We start from the raw sequence: 26084 nt of genomic DNA on the forward strand, positions 1-26084 counted from the left end.
CCGACGGAAGGAACGTTCTAGCTGGATAAAGCGAGCTTCACGGTTGATACAGGTAGGACGATGACGGTTTCTCGACGCGGATTCATGGCGGGCCTGGCCCTTACCGGGGCGGCGGCGCTGCCGGTGGCTTACTACACACATCGTCATCTGACCCGCGAAGAGGAGCCGCAGACGCCTGACGAGGCTTCGCTCGACCTGGCGGCTACCGATGGCATACGACTGGGCGACCGCCTGCGCGGTCTATGGGACCTGCGCCTGGTAGGCGGCGATGCCGAACTGCCCGGGCTGCCTCGGGAGGGCTTGCAACTGGTGCTGGACGTGGCACCCAAGGGGCGCGGCCTGATTGGCTACCTGGATACTCCTGAACGTCTCCTCGCGGCGGAGCCGCCGCGCTTTCGTGTGCTTGGCGACTTGCTCGGAGCCAGTTCTGCAAGCATCCGCTGGCGTTTGGTGGACCAGGCGAGCGGTTCCGTGGCGCCGACTCACGATTGCTCGGCGGTGTTCGACGAGGTCTGGGCAGACTATGCGAACGCGGGCGACGGAACCCTGAGCGGACGCATACAGCGCCTGGAGCGTTCGCCGCTGTCGCCGAACGAGGATTTTCGCTTCGTTGCGGTAAAGCGCCACTTCCCTCTGGCCCATGAGCGCATCGTGCTCAACGAGAAACTTCTCGGTTGGCTGGTGTCGCCGCAGCACCGACTGTTCCACCAGCTATGGCACGCTTCGCGGGACAAATGGCATCGGCTTTCGGAAAAACAACGCAATGCGCTGCGCGGAGTCGGTTGGCAGCCCGGCCCGCTGGACCGCGAACGCGATGCACGAGGGCCGCGCAAGGATCGCAACGCCTCGGGTATCGACTTCTTTTTCATGCACCGGCACATGCTGCATACCGCGCGTTCCATGCAGGACCTGCCGTCCTGGGAGCGTCTGCCGCGACCTGTGGTGCCGCTGGAGTACGATCGTCCCGGCTTCATCCGTTACTTCGACAATCCGGACGGGTTTTCCGTGCCTCCGGCCTGGGTGGCAGTGGATGACGACGAGTACAGCGAGTGGCTGCATGGCCTGAAAAGCGCCGAGGCCTACCATGCCAATTTCCTGGTCTGGGAATCGCAGTACCAGGACCCGGCGTACCTGGCGAAGCTGACCCTCGGCCAGTTCGGTTCGGAGCTGGAGCTGGGCATGCATGACTGGCTGCATATGCGCTGGGCCTCGGTGACGAGGGACCCCTCCAACGGCGCCCCGGTCATGACCGACCGTTTTCCGGCCGATTTCGCCCCGCGCTGGTTCCGCCCGGAGAACGACTTCCTCGGCGACCCGTTTTCCTCCCATGTGAATCCGGTGTTCTGGTCGTTCCACGGCTGGATCGACGACCGCATCGAGGACTGGTATCGCGCCCACGAGCGTTTCCATCCTGGCGAAGTGCAGCGCCGCGAAGTGGAGGGCATCCAATGGTTCGCGCCCGGTCGATGGGTCGAGGTCGGCGATCCCTGGCTGGGCCCGGCGACCCATGGATGCGGGCTTTCGGATGTCCAGGCGAGCAGCAACTCGGTGGAGCTGGACGTGGAAACCATGAAGCTGGCTTTGCGCATCATCTTCAGCGAAGAAGATCAGCTGAGCGGCTGGCTCAAGCGTGCGCCGCGGCGGCCCTGGTACGCGCGCAACCTGAAGCTGGCGCGCGACCAGCTCAGGCGCTGAACGGCGAAAGAGCGAGTAAGGATGGAGGAGGCCCGCGCAACGCGGGCCTCAGTCTTTCCGCGCGAGACCCTGGCGGTCGCTCTGCCAGCCGCCGCCGAGGGCCTTGTACAGGCCGACCGAGGCCTGCAGGCGGGCCAGTCGCAGTTGCACGGCGGCATCCTGCGCCGCGTACAGCGTGCGTTGCGTTTCGAGGACCGTCAGCAGGGTTTCCGCGCCGGCCTGGTAGCGGCTGTCGGAGAGATCGAAGGCGCGCTGCGCCTGCTCCAGCTCCTGCTGCTGCCAGTGCAACTGGCGGTCGAGGCCGTCGATGCTGTTCAGCGAGCGTTCGGTGTCGGCAAAGGCGGTGAGGATCGCCTTGCGGTAGGTTTCCAGCAGTTCTTCCTGGCGCGCCAGGCTGCGGTCGCGCTCGGCGCGCAGGCGGCCGTGGTTGAAGATCGGGGCGAGCAGGTTGGCGCCCAGGTTGTAATAGGGGTTGCGGAAAGTGTCGGCGGCGCGGTTGGCGCCGGACGACAGCGAGGCGCTCAGGGTCAGCTTGGGGAACAGCGCCGCGCGCGCCACCTGCACGTCGGCCTGGGCCGCGGCCAGTTGCGCTTCGGCGTTGGCGATATCGGGACGGCGGCTGAGCAGTTCGCTCGGCAGGCCCGTTCCGGTCTCCGGCCAGCGCAGGCTGTCGAAAGGTCGCTCGGCCACCTGTAGCGCCTGCACCGGCTCGCCGATCAGGGTGGCCAGGGTAATCAGCGCCTCATGGGCCTGCTGCTCGAGCAGCGGTAGCTGCTTGCGCTGGCTGGCGACCAGGCTGCTCTGTTGGGCGACCTCCAGGGCGGTGGCCGAGCCCGCGGCATGGCGGGTCTCCACCAGGCGCAGGACGTGCTCGGCGTTGTCCAGGTTGAGCCTGGCGATGCGCTGCTGTTCGCGCAGCGCCAATACCTGCAGGTAGCTGTTGGCGACGCCGGAGAGCAGGGTCAGCTCTACCGTGGCGCGGTCGTACTCGCTGGCCTTGAGGCTTTCCAGGGCACTGCGGTAGGCAGCCCGGCGACCGCCCCAGAAGTCCACTTCGTAGCTGGCGCTGAGGCCGGCGGAGAAGGAGTCGACGGCATCGTTGTCGGAGGTCGCGTCGGTACCGCTATAGCCCGAGCCGCGCAGGAGTTTCTGCCGGCTGGCGCCGAGCGTCGCATTCAGCTCCGGCAGCAGCGGCGCGCCGGCGATCACCGCCGAGGCCTGGGCCTGGCGCACGCGGGCCACCGCCGCGCCGAGGTCCTGGCTGTTCAGCAGGGCGCGTTGCAGCAGGCTGTCCAGTTCCGGCGCGCCGAAGGCCTTCCACCACTGGCGGATGTCGCTGGCATCGCTGCGCCCGGCCGCCAGGTAGCGCCACTGAGGGGGCGCGGCCAGGCCGCTGTCGAGGGGGGCCGGCGTGCTGCCGCAGGCGCCGAGCAGCAGGCAGGCGGAAATCAGGGAAAGATTCTTCATGGACATGTCCGTCATTGGCTGGCCAGGGCGGCCACCGGGTCCAGCTGGGCGGCCTTGCGCGCCGGCATGAAGCCGAACACCAGTCCGGTGACCAGCGCGCAACTGAAGGCGCCGACGATGGCCGACAGGGAAAAGGCCACCGCGACCTGGCCGAGCAGCAGCACGCCGCCGATGCATAGGGCCAGGGCGATCCCGGCCAGGCCGCCGACCACCGAGAGCATCGCCGCCTCGGTGAGGAACTGGCGGAGGATATCGCCCTGGCGGGCGCCGGTGGCCATGCGGATGCCGATCTCGCGGGTGCGTTCGCGCACGGTCATGAGCATGATGTTCATCACGCCGATCCCGCCTACCAGCAGGGAGATCGCGGCGATCGAGCCGAGCATCAGCGACAGGGTGTTCTGGGTCTTCGCCTCGGCCTGGATCATCGCCGCGTTGTTGGTCAGCTCGTAGTCGCGCTGGCCGCGGTGCAGGCGCAGCATCAACTGGTCGATGGCGCGTTCGGCCTGGTGCACGCGCTGGGCGTCGGCGGCGGCGATGATCACGTACTCGGGGTTGCGCGTGCCGAACAGGCGGATGCTGGCAGCGGAGTAGGGGATGGCGATGCGGTTGTCGGCATCCTTGTCGCCGGAACTGGAGCCTTTCTCGGCGAGCACGCCGATGACCTGGAACGGCACGTTCTCGATGAGGATGTAGCGGCCGATCGGGTTGGCGCTGCCGAACAGCTTCTTGCGCACCTTGTAGCCGATCACCGCGACCGTGGTAGCGGCGTCTTCGTCGCGCTCGGTGAAGTAGCTGCCCTCGGCCACCGGCCAGTTGAGGATTTCCGGGAAGTCGGTGTTGTTGCCGCCGACGTAGGCGTGGTAGTCGATGTTGCCGTAGCGCACCACCAGCTCGCCGCCGTTCACCGGCATGACCTTCTTCACCTGGGGCAGGGTGGCGATGGCGGCGACGTCGTCGCTGCTGACGATGCCCATCGGCGCGCGCGGGTTCGGCGAGTAGCCGCTGAGATAGATGATGTTCGAGCCGAACGCGCCCATCTGCGCCATCACCTGGCGCTTGCTGCCCTCGCCGACGGCGAGCATGACCACCACCGAGGCGACGCCGATGATGATCCCGAGCAGGGTCAGCGCGGTGCGGAACCGATTGATCCACATCACCCGCCAGGCGGCGCGCACCGCCTCCAGCAGTTCGGCGCGCCAGGCCCCCGAGGGTTCGCTGCTGCCCTCGGCGAGGCGCTGGCTGAGATCGTCGGCCTGCAGGTGGCGCTCGACGCCGGCGCTCGGGTGCGCCGGGCGTTCGTCGTTGGCGCTGTCGCTGACGATCTCGCCGTCGCGCACCTCGATGATGCGCTTGGCGCGGGCGGCGACGTCGCGGTCGTGGGTGATCAGGATCACCACGTGGCCCTGGCTGGCCAGCTCGTCGAGCAGCGCCATGACTTCCGCGCCGCTGTGGCTGTCGAGGGCGCCGGTGGGTTCGTCGGCGAGGATGATATGGCCGCCGTTCATCAGCGCGCGGGCGATCGACACCCGCTGTTGCTGGCCGCCGGACAACTGGTGCGGACGGTTGGCGGTGCGCTCGGCCAGGCCCAGGCGTTCGAGCAGGGCCCGCGCACGGGTGTGCCGCTCGCTCGCCGGGGTGCCGGCGTAGATCGCCGGCATCTCGACGTTTTCCTGGGCCGAGGCGGAGGGGATCAGGTGATAGCCCTGGAACACGAAGCCGAATGCCTCGCGGCGCAGCCAGGCCTGCTCGTCGCTGTCCAGTTCGGCGACGTCGTGGCCGGCGAAGTGGTAACTGCCGGAGCTGGGCCGGTCGAGGCAGCCGAGGATGTTCATCAGGGTCGACTTGCCGGAGCCGGAGGCGCCGACGATGGCGACGAACTCGCCGGCGTGGATCGACAGCGATACGCCCTTGAGTACCTCGACTTCCGGGGTGCCATTGCCGCCGTAGCGCTTGCGGATGTCGCGCAGTTCGATCAGGGGGACGGGGTGCGTGGCGTTTTCCATCAACTGTCGCTGCCGTCGGGAGCGGCCATCAGCAGGCGGTCGCCTTCCTCCAGGCCGGCAAGCACCTGTACCCGCAGGCGGTCGCTGATGCCGGTCCTGATCTGGCGGCTCTGCGGCTTGCCGTTGCTGCCGACCACCCAGGCGACCTGGCCGCCCTTGCCGTCGTCATGAATGGCGGCGACCGGCGCGGTGAGGATGTTTTCCGCGGTGGCGGCGACGAAGAACACCTGGGCGGTCATTTCCGCCATCAGTTGGTGGTCGCCGTTGTCCACGTCGACCAGCACGGTATACAGCACCACCCGGCCGCTGCCGCTCTGCCCGCCGCTGCCGCTGGTAGGGCTGCCGCCGCCCTGGTTGCTCTGGTCCAGCGGCTTGGGCGGCACCGGGAGGATCTGCCGGACCTTGCCGGTCCAGCGCCGGCCTTCGCCGCTGAGGGTCGTGAAGTAGGCCGGCATGCCGGGCTTGACCCGGCCGATGTCGGCTTCCGAAACCTGGGCCCAGACGGTCATCGGCGACAATTTGGCGATCCGCAGGATCAACGGGGTCTGCTGCTGGGCATTGAGGGTCTGGCCTTCGCGCGCATCGACCGCCACCACCGTGCCGGACATCGGCGCGTAGATGCGGGTATAGCCGAGTTCGGCTTCGTCGCTGCGCAACGAGGCCTGGGCCTGGCGGATCTGCGCCTGGTACATCTCGATCCGCGCCTGGGTGGCGAGCATCTGCGCCTGGGCGCTCTGCACGTCCTCGGTACGCGTCGCGCCGCCGGCGGCCAGCCGCTGCTGGCGCTGGTACTGCTGGCGGGCGAGGGTGTACTGGGCACGTTGCTCGGCCAACTGGGCCTTGAGCATCTCGATCGAATAGCGGCCGGCATCGACCTTGGCCTGCTGGGTGGAGGGGTCGATCTCGACCAGCAACTGGCCTTCCGTCACATCGTCCCCGGCCTCGACGTGCAACTTGCGGATCTGCCCGGAGGCCTGGGCGCCGACGTCGACGTAGCGCCGCGGTTGCAGGGTGCCGAGCGCCGAGACGCTGCTCTCGATGCTGCCGCGGCTGACGCTCACGGTATCGAAGCTGTTGCTGCGGAACGGATAGGCCTGCCAGGCGGCCAGGGCGATCAGGGGGCTGAGGCAGACTGCGACGAGCAGTGCGCGACGAGTACTACGGGTTCGTCTCATTCGGGAATCCGGCCGGTGCGTGGAGAGACCGCCGCCGCTGGATCGGCAGGCTGGGCACTGCCAGATATACGAGGCCAGGGCGGCTAAATTTAACCTGGGTTCAGAGCTGGGCGTAACGGCTGCTGATGCGGATGCTGCCGTCCTCGCGATGTTCCAGGTCCACGGGCAGGACTTTCGGCAGGGCGTCGACCAGGCTGCGGATGTCGCGGGTGCTGTAGATCCCGCCAATGCGCAGTTTCGCAGCGCTCCTGTCGCCCAGGACCAGCGGAGCGTCGAGGTAGCGGTTGATCAGCGGCAGGGCCTTGGACAGGGGCAGGTCGTCGAGTACCAGGCGGCCCTCGCGCCAGGCTAGCGTCTGGCGGGTATCCACGGCCTCGACCAACGGTTGCAGCAGGCCCGGATAGTAGCTGGCCTGCATGCCGGGAGTCAGGCTGCTGTCGTTGCCCGAGCCTTCGCTGCGGACCTTCACCGAGCCCTCGGTGACGGTGACTACCACGTTGTCCTGGTACTTCCAGACGTTGAAGCGGGTGCCGGTGACGGTGATCGAGCCGTTGCCGGCCTTGACCACGAAGGGGTGCGCGCTGTCGTGGGTGACATGGAAGTAGGCCTCGCCCCTGTCCAGGGAAACCCGGCGGATGTCCTTGAAATTGGCGAAGCTCAGCTGCGTATTGAGGTCCAGTTCGACCTCGCTGCCGTCGGGAAGAACGGCATGCCTGACGTTGCCCTCGGCCTCGTAGCGCTGGTAGCTGGAAGGAATCCAGCCTTGCAGCCAGCCGAGGTAGCCGGCCGTCGGCAACATAAGCAGGGCGAGGGCGGCGGCGCGTGCCTGGCTCTTCCAGCCCCTGCGGCGACGGCCGAACGGGCGGGTTGCGGCGTGGTTGCGAAGCTCGGGCGCCGGCGTTCGCGGCAGCAGTTCGCTGAGCGCCCAGATCTCCTCCATTTCTGCGTATTCGGCGGCGTGCCGGGGATCGGCTGCCAGCCAGCGCTGGAACTCGCCACGCTCTTCCTCGGAGAAGTCCTCGGCGTGCAGGCGCATGCACCAATGCGCGGCGTCCTGCACAAGGGTGTCGCTGTCGGCGGGAGAGGGTGTCTTCATCGAGGGTTCCAGTTATGCCTTCGGATTGCGCTGCGAGCGAAACAAGGCTTTAAAGCTTGATGAGAATTATTATAAATTTAATGATTTCATACTGCCAACGTCGCCGGCAGGCGATCCCGCCCTTGGAAGGACAGTGCCGTAGAGGCAGCGAGCAGGAGTCGTCTTGGAAAACCATTATCGGGAGCTGCTGCGATTCCTCAGTGCCAGGCTCGGGGATCGACACGCAGCGGCGGATGTCGCCCACGACGCGTATTTGCGCGTTCTGGAGCGCTCCAGTCAAGCGCAGATCGAGCATCCGAAGGCTTTTCTGTACCGGACGGCGCTCAACCTGGCGGTGGACGAGCACCGTCGCAGCCGAGTGCGCCGGGCGGAACCCCTGGAGGTCCTGGATGACGAGGAGGGCCTGGCCAGTCCCTCGCCGCAGACGGTGGTCGACCAGGGGCAGCGCCTGGACAACCTGCAGCGCGCCCTGGCCGAGTTGCCGGCCATCTGCCGCAGTTCCTTCCTGTTGCGCAAGCTGGACGGCCTGTCCCATTCGCAGATCGCCGAACATCTCAATATTTCCCGCAGCCTGGTGGAAAAGCACATCGTCAACGCGATGAAGCATTGCCGGGTGCGCATGCGCGAATGGGAAGCCGACTGATTTCGCTATTCGTGTTCGGCAACGCTTAAATTTCATTTCCCTGTCCTCGTTCCTAGTCAACAGATGGCCCTCCAGGGCTGCTCTCGACTTATCGCTCCCGCTTGAAAGGGGGCCAATCCAGAGGAACTGGAAATGACTCAGGCAACTGCAACCGCCGTGGTTCACGATCTCATCGGTGTCGGCTTCGGCCCTTCCAATATCGCCCTGGCGATTGCCCTCCAGGAACGGGCCCAGGCGCAGGGCGCCCTGGAAGTGCTGTTCCTGGACAAGCAGGGCGACTACCGCTGGCACGGCAACACCCTGGTGTCGCAGAGCGAGTTGCAGATCTCCTTCCTCAAGGACCTGGTGTCCCTGCGCAACCCCACCAGCCCGTATTCCTTCGTCAACTACCTGCACAAGCACGATCGCCTGGTCGACTTCATCAACCTGGGCACCTTCTATCCCTGCCGGATGGAGTTCAACGACTACCTGCGCTGGGTCGCCAGCCACTTCCAGGAGCAGAGCCGCTACGGCGAAGAGGTCCTGCGCATCGAGCCGATGCTGAGCGCCGGCCAGGTCGAGGCGCTGCGGGTGATCTCGCGCAACGCCGACGGCGAGGAACTGGTGCGCACCACCCGCGCCCTGGTGGTCAGTCCCGGCGGCACCCCGCGTATCCCGCAGGTGTTCCGTGCGCTCAAGGGCGACGGCCGGGTGTTCCACCACAGCCAGTACCTGGAACACATGGCCAAGCAGCCCTGCAGCAGCGGCAAGCCGATGAAGATCGCCATCATCGGCGGCGGGCAGAGCGCGGCGGAGGCCTTCATCGACCTCAACGACAGCTACCCGTCGGTGCAGGCCGACATGATCCTGCGTGCCTCGGCGCTCAAGCCGGCGGACGATAGCCCGTTCGTCAACGAAGTGTTCGCGCCGAAGTTCACCGATCTCATCTACAGCCGCGAGCATGCCGAACGCGAGCGTTTGCTGCGCGAATACCACAACACCAACTATTCGGTGGTGGATACCGACCTGATCGAGCGCATCTACGGCGTCTTCTACCGCCAGAAAGTCTCCGGCATCCCGCGCCACGCCTTCCGTTGCATGACCACCGTGGAGCGCGCGACCGCCACCGCCCAGGGCATCGAGCTGGCGTTGCGCGACGCCGGTAGCGGCGAGCTAAGCGTAGAGACCTACGACGCAGTGATCCTGGCCACCGGCTATGAGCGCCAGTTGCACCGCCAACTGCTCGAACCGCTGGCGGAGTACCTCGGCGACCACGAGATCGGCCGCGACTACCGCCTGCAGACCGACGAGCGCTGCAAGGTGGCGATCTACGCGCAGGGCTTCAGCCAGGCCAGCCACGGCCTCAGCGACACCCTGCTGTCGGTGCTGCCGGTGCGTGCCGAGGAAATCTCCGGCTCCCTGTACCAGCACCTGAAGCCCGGTACTGCGGCCCGCGCCCTGCACGAGCACGCCCTGGCCAGCTGATCGGCGCCACGCCGCCACGCCCTGTGTTGCCCGTTTCCCCGCCAGGGGATGCCCGGCACGCAGGGCGTTTTCGTTGCATGTCCCGGCCGTTCCGGCCACCACTTTGCAGAGAAACGACATCGATGGGGATGCGTACCGTACTGACCGGCCTGGCCGGCATGCTGTTGGGTTCGATGATGCCGGTCCAGGCCGATATGCCGCGGCCGACCGGGCTGGCCGCGGATATCCGCTGGACCGCCTATGGCGTGCCGCACATCCGGGCCAAGGATGAGCGCGGCCTGGGCTATGGCATCGGCTACGCCTACGCGCGCGACAACGCCTGCCTGCTGGCCGAGGAGATCGTCACCGCGCGCGGCGAGCGGGCGCGCTATTTCGGCAGCGAGGGCAAGTCGTCGGCGGAGCTGGACAACCTGCCGTCCGACATCTTCTACGCCTGGCTCAACCAACCCGAGGCGCTGCAAGCCTTCTGGCAGGCGCAGACGCCCGCGGTGCGCCAGTTGCTCGAAGGCTACGCCGCCGGTTTCAACCGCTTCCTCCGCGAGGCCGACGGCAAGACCACCAGTTGCCTTGGCCAGCCCTGGCTGCGGGCCATCGCGACCGATGACCTGCTGCGCCTGACCCGGCGCCTGCTGGTGGAAGGTGGGGTCGGCCAGTTCGCCGACGCGCTGGTGGCCGCCGCGCCGCCCGGCACGGAGAAGGTCGCCCTGAGCGGCGAGCAGGCGTTCCAGGTCGCCGAGCAGCGGCGCCAGCGCTTCCGCCTGGAGCGCGGCAGCAACGCCATTGCCGTTGGCAGCGAACGTTCGGCGGACGGCAAGGGCATGCTCCTGGCCAACCCGCACTTCCCCTGGAACGGCGCGATGCGTTTCTACCAGATGCACCTGACCATTCCCGGCCGGCTCGACGTGATGGGAGCCTCGCTGCCCGGCCTGCCGGTGGTCAACATCGGCTTCAGCCGCCACCTGGCCTGGACCCACACGGTGGATACCTCCAGCCACTTCACCCTGTATCGCCTGGCGCTGGACCCGAAGGACGCGCGGCGCTACCTGGTCGACGGTCGTTCGCTGCCGCTGGAGGAGAAATCCGTCGCGATCGAGGTGCGCGGCGCCGACGGCAAGCTGTCGCGCGTCGAGCACAAGGTCTACCAGTCGATCTACGGCCCGCTGGTGGTCTGGCCCGGCAAGCTGGACTGGAACCGCAACGAGGCTTATGCGCTGCGCGATGCCAACCTGGAGAACACCCGGGTACTGCAGCAGTGGTACTCGATCAACCAGGCCAGCGACGTCGCCGACCTGCGCCGGCGCGTCGAGGCGCTACAGGGCATCCCCTGGGTCAACACCCTGGCCGCGGACGAGCAGGGCAACGCCCTGTACATGAACCAGTCGGTGGTGCCCTACCTGAAGCCGGAACTGATTCCCGCCTGCGCCATTCCGCAACTGGTCGCCGAAGGCCTGCCGGCCCTCCAGGGGCAGGACAGCCGCTGTGCCTGGAGCCGCGACCCGGCCGCGGCCCAGGCTGGCATCACCCCGGCGGCGCAACTGCCGGTGCTGTTGCGCAGGGACTTCGTGCAGAACTCCAACGACAGCGCCTGGCTGACCAACCCGGCGAGCCCGTTGCAGGGCTTTTCGCCCCTGGTCAGCCAGGAAAAACCCATCGGTCCGCGGGCGCGCTACGCCCTGAGCCGGCTACAGGGCAAGCAGCCGCTGGAGGCGAAGACGCTCGAGGAAATGGTCACCGCCAACCATGTCTTCAGCGCCGACCAGGTGCTGCCGGACCTGCTCCGCCTGTGCCGCGACAACCAGGGCGAGAAGTCCCTTGCCCGCGCCTGCGCGGCCCTGGCGCAGTGGGACCGTGGCGCCAACCTCGACAGCGGCAGCGGTTTCGTCTACTTCCAGCGCTTCATGCAACGCTTCGCCGAACTCGACGGCGCGTGGAAGGAACCGTTCGATGCGCAACGTCCCCTGGATACGCCGCAAGGCATCGCCCTCGACCGGCCGCAGGTGGCGGCCCAGGTGCGCCAGGCGCTGGCGGACGCGGCGGCGGAGGTGGAGAAGAGCGGGATTCCCGACGGCGCGCGCTGGGGCGACCTGCAAGTGAGCACCCGTGGCCAGGAACGCATCGCGATTCCCGGCGGCGATGGCCATTTCGGGGTCTACAACGCGATCCAGAGCGTCCGCAAGGGCGACCACCTGGAGGTGGTCGGCGGTACCAGCTACATCCAGCTGGTGACCTTCCCCGAGGAAGGGCCCAAGGCTCGCGGGTTGCTGGCTTTCTCCCAGTCCAGCGATCCGCGCTCGCCGCACTACCGCGACCAGACCGAGCTGTTTTCCCGCCAGCAATGGCAGACCTTGCCGTTCAGCGACAGGCAGATCGACGCCGACCCGCAACTGCAACGGCTAAGCATTCGCGAATGATAAGCAATGCCTATCAGATCTGATGGGAAAAAAACTGACGGTTTTTCCGCGCTCGTTCGTCTTTAACCATAGAGGCGGCCCACAGCCGCCCGGTTTCAGGGAACACGTGCAGGCAGCGAGCAGGGATGCTCGGCTTCGGCGGGGACCCGCTACCCACTCGTCCACGAAAGGAGCGTCACGATGACCCATTCGCCCGTCAAACAGATGTTGAAGGAGGCCGGCCTGAAGATGAGCCTGGCCCGGCTGAAAGTGATCGATGCGCTCTGGGAAGCCTCGGGGGAGCAGGGCCGGGTGCCGATCCGCACCCTGCACCGGCGTCTCTCCGAAACCGGTACGCCGTTGTCCCTGGTGAGCATCCGCCAGGTCCTCGGGCGCCTGGTGGAAAGCGGCCTGGTGACCCTCGACGAACAGGATGTCTACAGCCCCGGCAAGGCTTCCTGGGGCGGTGCCGCCGGTTCCGCGGCGCCCGAGCGCCGCGCCGCGGCCAACGAGCAGCGGCTCTGACGCGGTATCCCTGATCTCGGGCAGCGGGTAAAGTCTGCCCCATGCTCAATCCCGACGATTTCCGTTTTCCTTCCATCGAAGCGTTGCAGGCGTTCGAAGCGGCTGCCCGGCTGGGTACCTTCGAGCGCGCCGCCGAACTCCTGTCGATCACCGGCAGCGCCGCCAGCAAGCGGGTTTCCGGTCTCGAGGGGATGCTCGGGGTGAGCCTGTTGCAGCGCGACGGCCGCTCGCTGGCGCTGACCTCCCACGGCCGCGAGTACCTCGAACAGATCGCGCCGATCCTCGCCCAGCTCGCGGCGGTTCCGCTGCATCGTCGCCAGGTCCAGCGCCAGCAGCGGCTGACCCTGCGCACGCCGCCGACCTTCGCCCGGCAGATCCTGATTCCGCGCCTGGCGTCCTTCGCCGAGGCCTGTCCGGAAATCGAGCTGGAGATTCTCCTGTCGAGTCCTTCGGACGGCCAGGACCTGCCGCTGGCCGATGTCGAGGTGCGCGGCGACAGCCATGGCGTGGCGGCCGGCGAGCGGCTGCTGGAGGAGCGCGTGCTGCCGATGGCCGCGCCGGGGCTGCTGCTCGGCCTGCCGCGGCCCTGGACGCCAGCCATGCTCGCCGGCCTGCCGTTGCTGCGCTCGCCGCTGGAGCCCTGGCAGCCGTGGTTCCGCGTGGCCGGGCTGGACTGGCCGGAGCCCTGCGCCGGGCCGCGCCTGCTCGATTTGGGCATGACCCTGGAAGCCGCCGCCAACGGCCAGGGCGTGGCCCTCGCGCGACCCTCGCTGGCGCGCGCCTGGCTTGCCGAGGGGCGGCTGGTGGTGCTGTTCCCGCTGCGTTCGGCGCCGACCCACCATTACCACCTGCGCAGCCACCAGGCCTCGCCGGCCAGCCAGCGTTTCGCTGCCTGGCTGGCGGCGATCTGCCGCGAGGCGGTGGTCCAGGGCAGGGAATTCCTTCCGGCGGCGGACGACTGAAACGGCGGAATTTCCTTCCGCCGATGCCGACAATTATTCCGCCTGCGGCGGTACGTCGCGCTCTACCATCCAGCCACCCCCGAAGGAGTGGACTGCATGAGCGTCATCACCGATATCGAAGACCTGCGCCGCCTGGCGCGCAAGCGCGTGCCGCGGATGTTCTACGACTACGCCGACTCCGGCTCCTGGAGCGAAGGCACCTACCGCGCCAACCAGGACGACTTCGCCGCGATCAAGCTGCGCCAGCGGGTCGCGCGGAACATCGAGAACCGCTCGCTGCGCACCCGCATGCTCGGCCAGGAGATGGCCATGCCGGTGGCCATCGCGCCCACCGGGCTGGCCGGCATGCAGCATGCCGACGGCGAGATCCTCGCCGCCCGCGCCGCCGCCGAGTTCGGCGTGCGCTACACCCTGTCGACCATGAGCATCTGTTCCCTGGAGGACATCGCCACGGAAGTCGGCCAGCCGTTCTGGTTCCAGCTCTACGTGATGCGCGACCGCGATTTCATCGAACGCCTGATCGACCGCGCCAAGGCCGCCGGCTGCGACGCGCTGGTGCTGACCCTCGACCTGCAGATCATCGGCCAGCGCCACAAGGACCTGAAGAACGGTCTCTCGGCGCCGCCGCGGCCGACCCTGGCCAACCTGCTGAACATCGCCACCAAGCCGCGCTGGGCGCTGGGCATGCTCGGCACCCGGCGTCGCGGTTTCGGCAACATCGTCGGGCACGTCAAGGGCGTCGACGACATGGGCTCGCTGTCCGAGTGGACCGCCCGCCAGTTCGACCCGCGGCTGAACTGGGGCGACGTCGAATGGATCAAGCGCCGCTGGGGCGGCAAGCTGGTGCTCAAGGGCATTCTCGATGCCGAGGATGCGCGGTTGGCCGCCGACTCCGGCGCCGATGCGCTGGTCGTCAGCAACCATGGCGGACGCCAACTGGATGGCGCGCCCTCGACCATCAGCGCGCTGCCGGCGATCGTCGAGGCGGTGGGCGAGCGCATCGAGGTCTGGCTCGACAGCGGCATCCGTTCCGGGCAGGACGTGCTCAAGGCCATCGCCCTCGGTGCGCGCGGGACCATGATCGGCCGTCCCTATCTCTACGGGCTGGGCGCGCTGGGGCAGGCCGGCGTGACGCGGGCGCTGGAGATCATCGCTCGTGAGCTGGACCTGACCATGGCCTTCTGCGGCCATACCGACATCCGCGAGGTCGGCCGGGACATCCTGTTGCCGGGAAGCTATCCGCGATAGCCGCGAACGGCGAAGGGGAGGGAAGAGCGCAAGCCGCGCGGCTCGACGGCCGCGCGGCAAACAGGATCAGGCGGCGGAACTCCAGCGCAGGACGATGCTGCCGTCGCGCTGCGGGTCGAGCAGCCACTGGTTGGAACGGTCGAAGCTTTCCAGCAGGTGGGCCCAGTCGCCCTCGTCTTCGCCGGGCAATCGGGAAATGCAGGCCTGGCAGGCCTGTTGCGCGGCCGGGGCGTGGATGATGCGCTGGATGCGGGTGTTCAGCAGGTCATAGGCCGTGGGCAGGGCGGGGATCGATGCAGTGTGGTTCATGGGTGCCTCCGCTTGCTTTCTCGGTTATGGGTGGGTGGACAAAGGAACCCTCGGTTCCGGCGAGATACCTTTGTAGCGGAACTCGTGTGAAGAAAGTATTGCAACGTTGTCGCAGGGGCGCGCCGCAGGGATGTACGGCTCTTGGCAACGGCTCTGGCGGTAGGCGACACTGCGTCGCGAGGAAAATCGTTGCGCATTGTTTCAATTCGCGGAAAGGCGTTTTTCCAGGGATGGGCTTTGACCGGCACCCAGTGCAAGGCAAGGTGACCGGTACTTCTCGACGGATACGACTGCATGGCGTTAGAACCTTCCGATGTTTTGCTCGAATCGGTGTTTTGTCAGCTGGATGCCGACACCCCGCGTTCCCTCCATGATCTCAAGGGCGACCCCAGGGCCAACCTGCTGGCGATCCGCCTGCTGTTCCGCCAGGGCCGCATCACCGGCGTGCTGTTGGACGACCCCAGCGGTGCCGAGGACCAGCATGGGCCGTTGATCTACCACGCCGAGCGCCTGCGCGTGCGGCGCGGCTAGCGCCGTTGCCCCTGGCCGAGCCGCTCGCTTTCCGGCGAAGCGGCGAGGAGCGGGCCACCGGGAACGCGGCCTCGCCCGGGCGATTTCCGCCCGGCTTGGGTATCGTTGAATTCCATTCAACGATACGTTCAGTTCTGCCAGGTTATCCGCCGCAGTCCTCTCGCCAATAATCTCCCTTCAGTCCGATGAGAGACTCGCCGCGCCCATGGGGGCGGCGCAGTCGCCGTGCGACTCCATAACCAGAAACCAGAAAAGGCGTGCACCGATGATTACCCTGAACCTCAATGGCAAGGATCATCAGCTCGATGTCACCGAGGATATGCCCTTGCTCTGGGCCATCCGCGACGTCGTCGGCTATACCGGGACCAAGTTCGGCTGCGGCATGGGCCTGTGCGGCTCCTGCACCATCCATATCGACGGCCAGGCCACCCGTTCCTGCATCACGCCGGTGAGCCTGGCGCAGGGCAGGAAGGTCACCACCATCGACCACCTGCACACCGACAAGGTCGGCGAAGTCGTCCAGCAGGCCTGGCTGGACATCGGCGTGGCGCAGTGCGGCTACTGCCAGGGCGGGCAGATCATGTCGGCCACGGCGTTGCTGAAGAGCAACCCCGCGCCCAGCGACGAGCAGATCGAGGCGGCCATGGCCGGCAACATCTGCCGCTGCGGCACCTACAACCGGATCAAGACGGCGATCCACAACGCCTCCGCCAAGTTGCAGGAGGCCAAGGCATGAAGCGCTCGTACCCCGACGATCTGGTCATCGGCAATCTCAGCCGCCGCGGTTTTCTCAAGGGCGTCGGCGCCACCGGCGTGCTGCTGGTGGCTGCCAACTGGGGCTGGCGCGACGCCCTGGCCGCCGAGAAGAAGGCCTTCGGCGCCGACGCCATGCCCCACGGCTGGGTGGACAACCCGAAGATCTACGTGAGCATCGACCGGGACGGCACGGTCGGCATCGTCTGCAACCGCTCGGAAATGGGCCAGGGCGTGCGCACCAGCCTGGCGATGGTGGTGGCCGACGAGCTGGAGGCCGACTGGAGCCGGGTCAAGGTGATCCAGGCGCCCGGCGACGAAGCGCGCTACGGCAACCAGGACACCGATGGCTCGCGCAGCATGCGCCATTGGTTCGAACCCATGCGCCGCTGCGGTGCGGCGGCGCGACAGATGCTCGAACAGGCCGCGGCCAACCAGTGGAAGGTCCCGCTGGGCGAGTGCCGCGCCGAACAGAACAAGGTGCTGCATGCGCCCAGCGGCCGTTCGCTGTCCTTCGGCGAACTGGCCGAGGCCGCCGCGGGTCTCGAAGTGCCGGCGCGCGACAAGCTGCTGCTGAAGAAGCCCGAGCAGTTCCGCTACATCGGCAAGGACGTGGCGCGCGCCATCGACGGCGCCGATATCGTCAATGGCCGCGCCGGCTTCGGCTTCGACGCGCGCTTCGACGACATGCTCTACGCCGTGGTCGCCCGGCCGCCGGTCTACGGCGGCAAGCTCAAGCGCTACGACGCCGCCGCGGCGCTGAAGGTGCCGGGGGTGGTCAAGGTGATCGAGATCGAGGGCCGGCCGATCCCGTCCGAGTTCCAGCCGCTGGGCGGGGTCGCCGTGGTGGCGCAGAACACCTGGGCGGCGATCAAGGGGCGCGAGGCGCTGGTGGTCGAGTGGGACGCCGGGGTCAACGGCGGCTACGACTCGGTGGCCTACCGCAAGCAACTGGAAGAGGCCGCGCGCAAGCCGGGCAAGGTGGTGCGCGACAGCGGCGATGCCGCGGCGCTGTTCGCCAAGGGCGGGGATATCGTCGAGGCCGAGTACTACCTGCCGCACCTGGCCCAGGCGCCGATGGAACCGCCGGTCTCCACCGCCTGGTACAAGGACGGCGCCTGCGAGGTCTGGGCCCCGACCCAGGCGCCGCAAGTGACTCGCGAGCGCATCGCCGAGCGCCTGAAACTGCCGTTCGACAAGGTCACGGTCAACGTGACCCTGCTCGGCGGCGGTTTCGGCCGCAAGTCCAAGCCCGACTTCGTGCTGGAAGCGGCGATCCTGGCCAAGGCGTTCCCCGGTCGCCACCTGCGCGTGCAGTGGACCCGCGAGGACGACCTGCATTTCTCCTATTTCCACACGGTCTCGGTGGAGCGCCTGCAGGCCGTGCTCGGCGCCGACGGGCTGCCGCAGGCCTGGCTGCATCGCTCGGTGGCGCCGAGCATCACCGCACTGTTCGGCCCGGACAGCAAGCACCAGGGCGCCTTCGAACTGGGCATGGGCCTGACCAACCTGCCGTTCGCCATCCCCAACGTGCGCCTGGAGAACCCCGAGGCCCCGGCGCACACCCGGGTCGGCTGGTTCCGCTCGGTCTCCAACATCCCCCACGCCTTCGCCATCCAGAGCTTCGTCGGCGAACTGGCGGCGAAGGCCGGCCAGGACCCGAAGGACTACCTGCTCAAGCTGCTCGGCCCGGCGCGGCGGATCGACACCGCCGAACTCGGCGACAGCTGGAACTACGGCGAGTCGCCGGAGCGCTACCCACTCGATGTCGGCCGCCTGCGCGGGGTGATCGAGGAGGCGGCGCGCCAGTCCGGCTGGGGCGGCGAGCTGCCCAGGGGCAGGGCGCGGGGAATCGCCGCGCACTACAGCTTCGTCACCTACGTGGCGGTGGTGATCGAGGTGGAGGTGAAGGACGACGGCGCGCTGCTGGTGCACAAGGCCACCATCGCCGCCGACTGCGGTCCGCAGATCAACCCCGAGCGCATCCGCTCGCAGCTCGAAGGCGCCTGCGTGATGGGCCTGGGCCTGGCGGCGCTGGGCGAGATCAGCTTCAAGGATGGCAAGGTCCAGCAGGACAATTTCCACCAGTACGAGCTGGCACGCATGCCGCTGGCGCCCAAGGCGGTGTCGGTGCATCTGCTCGAGCCGGATGGCGACCTGCCGTTGGGCGGGGTCGGCGAGCCTGGCGTGCCGCCGATAGCGCCGGCGCTGTGCAACGCGATCTTCGCCGCCACCGGCAAGCGCATCCGCGAGTTGCCGATCCGCAATCAGTTGCAGGGGTGGCGGAAGGCCTAGGTCCTAGGTCCTGATCGTCGCCTGCGTGAGTTCGCGCGAGCGCAGGCGATGGATCAGGTTCTACGCGGAAGTCGTTGTCGAAGAAGAGTTTTCCGTGCCGCCGTCCCTCCCTGGCAGAGGCCTGTCGGCGGATAACGCGCGTGGCCTCGTTCGCCCTGCGCAGCGAAGGCGGTAAGCGGATGCCAGGGCGGACAACGGGTAGCGTTATGCGCCGCCTTGTCGTCTCAACTTAAAGTGAATTCTAGTATTTTATTTATCTTATTAATCAATAGGATAAATTGTTTATTAAAAGTGTTTTATAAGGAGCGGGGGTCTTCCCAGCCGCTCCAGGCCGCCTGCTTGCCGTCGAAACCGGATGCGCAATTCTCCAGGATCGACGACCCCGCGTCGTCCGTGCGCGAGGCCGTCATGGCGGTTCAGTAGATCGGCAGGTCCGGTTCGGGCAGGGCGACGATGTCGTTCGCCGTCAGCCCCAGCAGGCTCATCAGCGCCGGGTCGCGCAACGGCGACTCGCCGCGTACCGGGCCGAAGATTTCCTCCATGTGCCTGCGCAGGCTGGCCACCCGTTGGCGATCGGCCATCCAGCGGGTGAAATCGTGCACATCGACGTTCTTCAGCGACTCCAGTGGCGGCAGCCCAGGCGCTTCGCCGACGTCGGCGCGGGCGCGCCAGCCGCCGTAGCTGGACTGGAACTCGGCCGAGCCCAGGTAGGACAGCAGCAGCTTGGCCGTGGCCGGATGACGGGCGGCCTTGAAGATCGCCGCGCGTTGGTTCCAGACGATGAACGGCTCGTCGGTCGGGATGAAGTAGCCGGTCGGCGTATCGCTGTCGGTCGCATAGCCGGTCAGGTTGCCCAGCGAACCGATGGAGTCGGTGCCCACCGAGGCCGCCGGCGCCGCCGTGCCGCGCAGGAAGTTCGGCTTCTGCGCCGCCAGGGCGCGCAGGAAACCGCTGCCGTAGCGCCGTTCCAGCTTGTCGTAGACGTACAGCACCGCATCGTCGTCATGGGGATAGGTCAGCACCAGCTTGCCCTTGAAGGCCGGCTTCAGGTAATCGGCGAAGCGCGTCGGATAGTGCTCCGCTGGCAGCCGGACGGAAGCGTAGGTCGGCACGAAGGCGTTGTTGTAGGCCGTGACATAGGCGCCGTCGGGATCGGCGTAGCCTTTCTTCTGCCGGGCGAAGCCGACCGGCTTGTAGCGCAGCAGCACGTCGCGGGCCTTCCATTTGTCGAAATCGAAGGTGGTTTGCAGCATCGCCACGTCCGGCGTCAGGGTGCCGGTGGCGAGTTCCTGGTCGATGCGCAGGTCGTGGAACTTGGAGAGGTCCACCGTGACGTCCAGGATCACGCCGGGAAAGCGGCTCTCGAAGGCCGTCTTCAACCAGTCCATCTGGTTCGGCGCGTCGCCGCCGGCCCAGAGCACCACCTTGCCGCCTTCGCCCCGTGCGCGGGCGTAGAGCGACGCGAGCCTGTCGGTCTCGCCGGGAATGACCAGGGTCGCCCCCGAGGTTTCCGGCCCTAGAGCTGGCTTTCGTGGCAATTTTCCCGCCGTTTCGCCGGCGAACGAAGAAGATGCGAAGACCAGAACCCATGCCGCCATCAGCGGCTTCACCCTGTCGATCATGTGCCGTTCCTCTGCTGAAAACGAGCGTCGCCGCTCCCGGTGAGGCCGGCGCGCAGGCGCGCCCCTCATGGATGGGACTGGTCCACTGCGCCGGGCTTCAGCGCCGCGAGGAGACTTCGCGGAAAATCGCGGCAGACTTCTCGTTTCGGCATTCTCGGATGCTTGCGCGGGAACTCCGGGTACGGCCGCGTAGAGCCTGCCTAGAAGCCGGCCTTCGCCGCCAGCGCCGCAGCGGCCGTCCGCGTGTTCACTTCCAGGGCGCGCAGCAGCGAGGAAACGTGCACGCGCACGGTGAACGGCGAGATCGACAGCGTGCGGCCGATTTCCTTGTTCGACAGGCCATCGGCGATCAGCCGCAGTACCGCTTGCTGCCGTGGGGTCAGTGCGTCCAGGAGGGCGCGTTGCCGACTGCCGGCGCTCGACCCGCCGCCGCGCAGGCGCACCACCGGTTCGCCGCTGCCGAGCGTCTGCAACGCCGTGCCGATCTCCCCGGCCTCCAGGGATTTGCCGAGGTAGCCGTCGGCGCCGGCGGCCAGCACCTCGTCCACCAGACGCGGGTCGTCGAGCATCGAGACGATGACGATTGCGCTGTGCCGATAGGCGCGACGCAAGCGCTCGATGGACTGGGAGGCGGCGAAGCCGGGAGCAGCAGGTCGAGGAGGAAGAGGGCGGGAGGTTCCGGCGAGACGCTCGAGGCCAGGCGCAGCACCTCGTCGAAGCTGCCCGCTTCGCTCACGGCGGCTTGCGGGAGGTAGCGGCGAACGACCCGTCTCAGGCCATCGCGGAACAGGGGATAGTCATCGGCGACGATGACCCGTGCGGGGAGGCTTCTTGTGCGAGGCATTGTCGTCCCGTCCTTGGGGGCGGCCAGGGTGCGGCAACCCCTGCATCGACCGGCCGCAGGCCGGCCGGCGAGGGCGCTGCGGGCACCGTTCGATCCGCCGAAAATCCTTTTTCGTCGATCCCTGTCGCGGGGCTCCGCCCCGCATGACAGCGGAATTCTAGCGCCGCTGGCGACACGCATGTCGGGCATTCGTCAGAAAAACAGCAAGCCAGCCCACGGCGAGCGCGATGGGCTGGTCTATCCTGCTACAACGCCATCGCGCTCGGGAGGACGGCATGGGCTGCCCGCAGGTCTGCGCCGGCGCCACCCTGCAATGCAGCTTCGGGGCGGCGCCGACGGTGCTCAACGTGTTGCCGCAGAACCGCACCCTGACCAGCGGGATGCCGGCGGCGAACATCATGGACCACATCCCGCTGCTGAACATTCCCACCTTCGGCCTCTGCCAGAGTCCGGCCAACCCCGTGGTGGCCGCCGCCACCGCCGCCGCCCTCGGCGTACTGACGCCGATGCCGTGCATTCCCGCCACCGCCAGCCCGTGGATCCCCGGCGGTCCGCCGACCCTGCTGCTGGGCGGGATGCCCGCGCTGGACGCCAACGGCACGCTGATCTGCACCTGGGGCGGGGTGATCAAGATCAGCGTGCCGGGACAGGTGCAGATGCTGATTCCCTGAGCGCCGCCTGGCCGATGCGCGCCTAGGGCTCCGCCAGCCTGATCCACCACCAGCGCCAGCGCGCCATGGGCTTGCCCTCGCTGTCCAGCGGCCGGCCGTCATCGGCGAACGGCTGGGCGCCGTCCAGTAGCTGGCCGTTCAGGTAGCGTCCGTCGAAGGCCAGTTGGCCATTGCCATGGAAGCGCTGGTAGACCCCGTCGCGCACGCCGTCGCGGTAATGCTCGCGCTCGGCCACCTGGCCGTTGGCGAAATAGTTGAGCGCTTCGCCGTGGAGCAGCCCGTTGCGGTAGTGCGCCTTGCGCTGCAACCAGCCTTCCGCGGCATGGAAACTGACCGGCCCGTGCAGCTTGCCGTCGACGAAGGCGAGTTGCGCGGAGACCTTGCCGTTGGGATGGAACAGGGTGCTGGCGCCGTGCAACTGGCCCTGCCGGTAGCCGAGGCTGGCCTGCGGCCTGTCGTGCTCGTCGATGCGCAACGGACCTTCCAGGCTGCCGTCGAGCAGGTTACCAGCGAGATGGCTGTCGCCACGAACCAGGTCGAGCTTGCCGGATGCCGCCATGCGCTTCTCCTCAGTTGACCTTTACCAGGCCGCCCTTGATGGTCAGCATGCCGCCGCCGTCCACCGTCTGTTCGGCGCCGGCCTTGTTGGTCAGGCTGACGCCGGCATCGTTGGTCAGGCTGGTGCCGGCCTTGTTGGTGAGGGAGGTGCCGGCCTGGTTGGTCAGCGACGTCCCGGCCTTGCTGGTCAGCGAGGTGCCGGCCTGGGCGGCGAGGTCGGCGTCGCTCTTCAGGGTCAGGCTGCCGCCGCTCTGCAGGGCGAGGGTGCCGCTGACCTTGATGGTCAGGTTGCCGTCCACCGTCAGCTCGAAGTTGCCGCTGACCTTGTGGCTGTAGTTGCCGCCGGTGCTGTGGGTCTGGTCGGCGCCCACCGTCACCGTGCGCGTGTCCTTCACATCCAGGCTGTCGCTGCCGGTCTGGATGGTCACCGTGCGCTTGCCTTTCTCCAGGGTGACGGTCTCGTCGCCTTCCTTCACCGTGCGGGTGCGGGCGTTCTGCACCGTCAGGGTCTCGTCGTGGCCGATGCTGGCGGTGCTGTCGTTGAGCACGTTGACATTGAAGTCCTTCTGCGCCTGGAGGAAGACTTCCTCGGCGTCCTTCTTGTCCTCGAAGCGCAGCTCGTTGAAACCGCCGCCGCCCTTCGACGAGTTGGTCTTGATCCCGGACTGCGTCTGGTTGTCCGGCAGCGCGTAGGGCAGGGTGTTGTCGCCGTTGTAGACGCAGCCGGTGACCAGCGGGCGGTCCGGGTCGCCGTCGATGAAGGTGACGATCACTTCCTGGCCGATGCGCGGCACGAACTGCATGCCGAAGCCCTTGCCGCTCCAGGGCAGCACCACGCGCACCCAGCAGGACGAGGTCTCGTCGTTCTTGCCGTCGCGGTCCCAGGGGAACTGGATCTTGATCCGGCCGTACTGGTCGGTCCAGATCTCCTCGCCGGCCTTGCCCACCACCAGGGCGGTCTGGGTGTGCATGCGTGGCTTGGGCGTGACCCGCGCGGGGCGGTAGGCGGTGGCCTTGGGGATCGCCTCGAAGCGGTTGCGGTAGTGCGCGTGACTGGCGTCATGGGTGACCGAGGTCAGCACCCAGTCGATATTCAGCGAATCGTCGTCATGCCCGCTGAGGGTGAACCAGTGGCCGGGCACCAGCCAGCGGCAGTCGCTCTCGCCGATCAGGCGCTTTTCCTGGCTGCGCAGGCCGTCCACGCGCTGCTTGGTCAGCGCATCGCCGCGGCCCTTGGCGGTGTAGCCGCCGGGGTGTTCGTACCGTGCGCGCGGCCCGGCCTCGGCCTGTGCCTGGGAATAGAGCGAAGTACTGGGTGTGGTGAACTCGTAGTCGGTGGCGCTGTAGGTCCCGGCGACCGCCTGCAGGCAGTACTGCGCCGAACGGATGCCGTGCAGTTCGCGCACGCCGATCTCCTGGTCCAGGTATGGCACCTTGGGCCCGTTGGGGATCGGCGGGAAGGCGTCGTTGCTGTCCGCCAGCACCAACGTGTGCTTGCCCACTTCGTGGATGAAGAACCAGAAGATGCCTTCCTCCTCCAGCAGGCGCGAGACGAAGGCGAAGTCGGTCTCGCCGTACTGCACGCAGTATTCACGGGGCTCGTAGCTGCCGGTCAGCGACAGCTTGAAGTCGGTGAAGCCGTGGGCCTTGAAGATCGTGGTGACGATGTCGCTGGTGGCGAGGTTCTGGAACACGCGGTTGTTGCTGGCCAGGGTCAGCCACCAGAGCCATGGTCTGAGTACGAGTTGAAAACGGTCGGCAGTTGCGTCGGCGGGGAGCTGGTGGATTTCGGCGACCAGGGCGTCGAGGGGGCGTTGCTGGGAGTCGTTGTGCAGGGTGGCGCTGAGGTGCGAGGCGACGGTGTTGGATAGTGTCAGCGACGTGGAGCTGTTGCCCTGGAGAGACATGCTGTCCAATGTATTCAGCCTCTCGCCTCCGGCTAGGGTTTCCAGATTTAGGTCGCTCAACAACTCGGCGACTAATGAGAGGCTGCTGGTATCAGTGCCGCGAGACATGGTCGGTCACCAGTTCATTCGGGCGCAGAGAATGTCGTGGGTACTAGCAGTGGCGGTGCTGTAGTCCTCGGAAAAGTTGAATGCGGTATGTGGCGGCGATGTCGCCATAATGTGGTCGAGGTTATTGGCAACCCCGGTGAAGTTGTCCAGTGGGGTATAGCCGGCATAGCTCTTGCCCAGTGCTGCCGGCTTGGCGTTCATGTCGCCTGCGATGACGATGAAGTCCGGGACGACGCCGATCGCGAGCATCGGGTTGTTGAGCAGTCCGCTTTGATCCAGCGCCAGATAAGCGTCGATCAAGGCTCCACCGCTCATCGAGCCCACGATGATCGGTAGCAAGGACACGCCAAGGGGGGCATGCCAGGTGATTAGCAGGATGTTGCTGCCGCCGACCTGCAGAAGGCTATAGGCGGGTGTTCTGGCAGGTGGCGTCCAACTGGATGCCTGTAAGGCAGTATGGCCTGCCCAGGCCATGAATCCCGGATCGGCTGCATAGTTCCAGAGTGCAAGGGGAGTGGACACAGTCACACTCGCATTGCGCGTAGCACAGATATAACCCTTGCCCCCACCTCCAAGATTTTCATGGATGTGATGCACGGTGTAGCCAGCGAGGCCAGTCAGATAGTTACTGATGGCGCCTCCTGCACCTTGTTGAGCCTCCTGAATGAGGTAAATATCGATCACCGGGTGTGTGGCGTGAGCGGCATGGGTGGCAGCCTCGGCAGCCAGACTTGCCGCCTTCGGAAAGCTTTCGCCAGTACTATTCCAGGTCAGGATTCTGATGGAGGGCATGCTTTTTACATCCTTGTGCTTCTGGGGGCTGCCATGTAGAAATGGCAACCCTACCTTTATCTGGATTGTTCAGGGGAAGGTAGGGTCCTTAAAGGCATGTTTCGCCACATACACCGCAGTGCCACACCTGGGGCAGGAGCGGTGCTCGGCGAATATCTGGACAGCAGTATTTGTACGGAATTTATTGCCGCATTTGGGGCATTGCGTCAGGCCAGTTTGCTCGACAGCGTGCGGTGCTGCTTTAGGTGGGGAGCCGTCGGCTTTTTTGTATCTGGGCGTCCGCAGCCAAGTTGGATACTTGCGATGCTCGCGCCCTTCCAAAGTCACGATCCACATCTCTGGCCGATAGGGAATGAAGGCCTGATCCTTGTACGGCAGCATGCCTTGTAGCGCGGTGTGTAGGGCCTCGCGGCGAGCTTCGTCGACTGCTGGTGCTCCCCCTCGGGGGTTGTAGACTGTCAGCCGTGTAGCCTCAAATTCTCTCCGGTTGAATAGTGAGAGAAAGTCTTCCATGGCGTCATACAGCCGCTGCAACGCCTGCATTCTTGCCGGCTCTGTCCCCTGAAGGCCGTGCCTGAAAAGATCTAGGTCGGTGCCACCCTCATCGTCCCTGTCGGCGGGCCCTTCGACAATGTTCCAGGCAGGCCAGGAGAGTTTGGCGTAAAGCTCATCGCAGTCCTCTTGGGTCATCTGGGCATTCATCAGCCTGGAAATCAAGGGCCCCCACGAAACCACTCCGATGACTTTTACGTAGAGCACGCACCCTTTCCAGTAGTCGCACATCAGCAAGGCTTGCCAAGTATCGCGCAGTGTCTGCCAGGGGATGATGTGGTGATACTTCCACGAAATGTCCGGGACCAACTGCGTGCGCTTCCAGTGGAATGGAACGCTGTCACGCTCATTGGGCTTCACTCCGCTGAAAGATCCGCTCTTAGTGATCGACACAGCTCCTCCTAATTGATGCTTCTGAATAACTTCAGTGCGCGTGCCAGACAGTTGCTGCTTGACCAAGTAACGGAGTGGTGA

Annotated in this window: 21 protein-coding genes and 1 pseudogene; 11 read left to right on the top strand and 11 right to left on the bottom strand. The window is 66.7% G+C overall.

The features are described from left to right. The first annotated feature begins 60 nt into the window (after nt 1-60). A complete protein-coding gene (gene pvdP, locus LE197_RS08425) occupies nt 61-1695 on the top strand; it encodes a pyoverdine maturation tyrosinase PvdP (protein ID WP_003139293.1) in 1635 nt (544 codons plus the stop codon). Nucleotides 1696-1743: 48 nt separating this feature from the next. Here pvdP and ompQ read toward each other — a convergent pair whose 3' ends face one another. The 4 genes from ompQ to fpvR form a co-directional block, all read right to left on the bottom strand. Further along, entirely contained in the window at nt 1744-3168 is a 1425-nt protein-coding gene (gene ompQ, locus LE197_RS08430; protein WP_003139294.1) for a pyoverdine export/recycling transporter outer membrane subunit OmpQ, read from the bottom strand. A gap of 5 nt (nt 3169-3173) precedes the next feature. After that, a complete protein-coding gene (gene pvdT, locus LE197_RS08435; protein ID WP_003122682.1) occupies nt 3174-5165 on the bottom strand; it encodes a pyoverdine export/recycling transporter ATP-binding/permease subunit PvdT in 1992 nt (663 codons plus the stop codon). Next, on the bottom strand, nt 5165-6340 hold the full coding sequence (pvdR, locus tag LE197_RS08440; protein WP_003089547.1) for a pyoverdine export/recycling transporter periplasmic adaptor subunit PvdR: 1176 nt from the start codon (nt 6338-6340) through the stop codon (nt 5165-5167). The genes pvdT and pvdR overlap by 1 nt, the downstream gene beginning before the upstream one ends. Before the next feature lie 100 nt (nt 6341-6440). Beyond that, nucleotides 6441-7436 carry a pyoverdine signaling pathway anti-sigma factor FpvR gene (gene fpvR, locus LE197_RS08445; protein ID WP_003139296.1) on the bottom strand — a complete coding sequence of 332 codons (996 nt, stop codon included), beginning with the start codon at nt 7434-7436 and terminating at the stop codon, nt 6441-6443. Nucleotides 7437-7599: 163 nt separating this feature from the next. On the opposite strand from fpvR, the gene fpvI reads away from it, so the two are divergent. From fpvI to lldA, 6 genes are all read left to right on the top strand, one after another. After that, nucleotides 7600-8079 (top strand): pyoverdine signaling pathway sigma factor FpvI, encoded by a 480-nt coding sequence (gene fpvI / locus LE197_RS08450; RefSeq protein ID WP_003103620.1) that lies wholly within the window; start codon nt 7600-7602, stop codon nt 8077-8079. Nucleotides 8080-8211: 132 nt separating this feature from the next. Beyond that, nucleotides 8212-9543 (top strand): L-ornithine N(5)-monooxygenase PvdA, encoded by a 1332-nt coding sequence (gene pvdA, locus LE197_RS08455; RefSeq protein ID WP_003114509.1) that lies wholly within the window; start codon nt 8212-8214, stop codon nt 9541-9543. A 122-nt stretch (nt 9544-9665) separates the two neighbouring features. Next, the gene (gene pvdQ / locus LE197_RS08460; RefSeq protein WP_031692922.1) at nt 9666-11954 is read left to right on the top strand and encodes an acyl-homoserine lactone acylase PvdQ; all 2289 of its coding nucleotides are present in this window, start codon (nt 9666-9668) and stop codon (nt 11952-11954) included. A gap of 180 nt (nt 11955-12134) precedes the next feature. Next, on the top strand, nt 12135-12458 hold the full coding sequence (locus tag LE197_RS08465; protein ID WP_003089535.1) for a transcriptional repressor: 324 nt from the start codon (nt 12135-12137) through the stop codon (nt 12456-12458). A gap of 41 nt (nt 12459-12499) precedes the next feature. Further along, a complete protein-coding gene (locus LE197_RS08470; protein WP_003114511.1) occupies nt 12500-13420 on the top strand; it encodes a LysR substrate-binding domain-containing protein in 921 nt (306 codons plus the stop codon). A gap of 96 nt (nt 13421-13516) precedes the next feature. Further along, nucleotides 13517-14668: an L-lactate dehydrogenase LldA gene (lldA, locus tag LE197_RS08475; protein WP_003104946.1), complete on the top strand. Its 1152-nt coding sequence runs from the start codon at nt 13517-13519 to the stop codon at nt 14666-14668. A 66-nt stretch (nt 14669-14734) separates the two neighbouring features. Here lldA and LE197_RS08480 read toward each other — a convergent pair whose 3' ends face one another. Continuing rightward, complete coding sequence (locus LE197_RS08480; protein ID WP_003089526.1) at nt 14735-14977, bottom strand: DUF1654 domain-containing protein; 243 nt, start codon at nt 14975-14977, stop codon at nt 14735-14737. A gap of 294 nt (nt 14978-15271) precedes the next feature. Between LE197_RS08480 and LE197_RS08485 the strand changes: the two genes are divergently transcribed. The 3 genes from LE197_RS08485 to LE197_RS08495 all read left to right on the top strand — a co-directional run bounded on the left by LE197_RS08485 (nt 15272) and on the right by LE197_RS08495 (nt 18556). Beyond that, nucleotides 15272-15508 carry a hypothetical protein gene (locus tag LE197_RS08485; protein ID WP_003104944.1) on the top strand — a complete coding sequence of 79 codons (237 nt, stop codon included), beginning with the start codon at nt 15272-15274 and terminating at the stop codon, nt 15506-15508. Between the two features lie 265 nt (nt 15509-15773). After that, the gene (locus LE197_RS08490; protein WP_003089521.1) at nt 15774-16244 is read left to right on the top strand and encodes a (2Fe-2S)-binding protein; all 471 of its coding nucleotides are present in this window, start codon (nt 15774-15776) and stop codon (nt 16242-16244) included. Beyond that, complete coding sequence (locus LE197_RS08495; protein ID WP_031692923.1) at nt 16241-18556, top strand: xanthine dehydrogenase family protein molybdopterin-binding subunit; 2316 nt, start codon at nt 16241-16243, stop codon at nt 18554-18556. The genes LE197_RS08490 and LE197_RS08495 overlap by 4 nt, the downstream gene beginning before the upstream one ends. Nucleotides 18557-18972: 416 nt before the next feature. On the opposite strand, the gene LE197_RS08500 is transcribed toward LE197_RS08495, so the two are convergent. Beyond that, on the bottom strand, nt 18973-20178 hold the full coding sequence (locus LE197_RS08500) for an ABC transporter substrate-binding protein (RefSeq protein ID WP_171885334.1): 1206 nt from the start codon (nt 20176-20178) through the stop codon (nt 18973-18975). Nucleotides 20179-20378: 200 nt separating this feature from the next. Further along, a pseudogene (locus LE197_RS08505) lies at nt 20379-21022 on the bottom strand (LuxR C-terminal-related transcriptional regulator). Between the two features lie 275 nt (nt 21023-21297). Between LE197_RS08505 and LE197_RS08510 the strand changes: the two are divergent. Then, on the top strand, nt 21298-21693 hold the full coding sequence (locus LE197_RS08510; RefSeq protein ID WP_003089513.1) for a DUF4280 domain-containing protein: 396 nt from the start codon (nt 21298-21300) through the stop codon (nt 21691-21693). 22 nt (nt 21694-21715) lie between these two features. On the opposite strand, the gene LE197_RS08515 is transcribed toward LE197_RS08510, so the two are convergent. The 4 genes from LE197_RS08515 to LE197_RS08530 form a co-directional block, all read right to left on the bottom strand. Further along, entirely contained in the window at nt 21716-22252 is a 537-nt protein-coding gene (locus LE197_RS08515) for a toxin-antitoxin system YwqK family antitoxin (RefSeq protein ID WP_023125925.1), read from the bottom strand. Between the two features lie 10 nt (nt 22253-22262). Beyond that, nucleotides 22263-24266, bottom strand: coding sequence for a type VI secretion system tip protein VgrG (gene tssI / locus LE197_RS08520; protein WP_031692926.1), 2004 nt, complete (start codon nt 24264-24266; stop codon nt 22263-22265). A gap of 6 nt (nt 24267-24272) precedes the next feature. Continuing rightward, nucleotides 24273-25058, bottom strand: a complete 786-nt coding sequence (locus LE197_RS08525) for a hypothetical protein (RefSeq protein ID WP_003116945.1) — start codon at nt 25056-25058, stop codon at nt 24273-24275. 69 nt (nt 25059-25127) lie between these two features. Further along, on the bottom strand, nt 25128-26003 hold the full coding sequence (locus LE197_RS08530; RefSeq protein WP_003116944.1) for a hypothetical protein: 876 nt from the start codon (nt 26001-26003) through the stop codon (nt 25128-25130). Nucleotides 26004-26084: the final 81 nt, after the last annotated feature.

This window comes from Pseudomonas sp. PS1(2021) (genome assembly GCF_020405165.1).
GTDB lineage: Bacteria > Pseudomonadota > Gammaproteobacteria > Pseudomonadales > Pseudomonadaceae > Pseudomonas > Pseudomonas aeruginosa.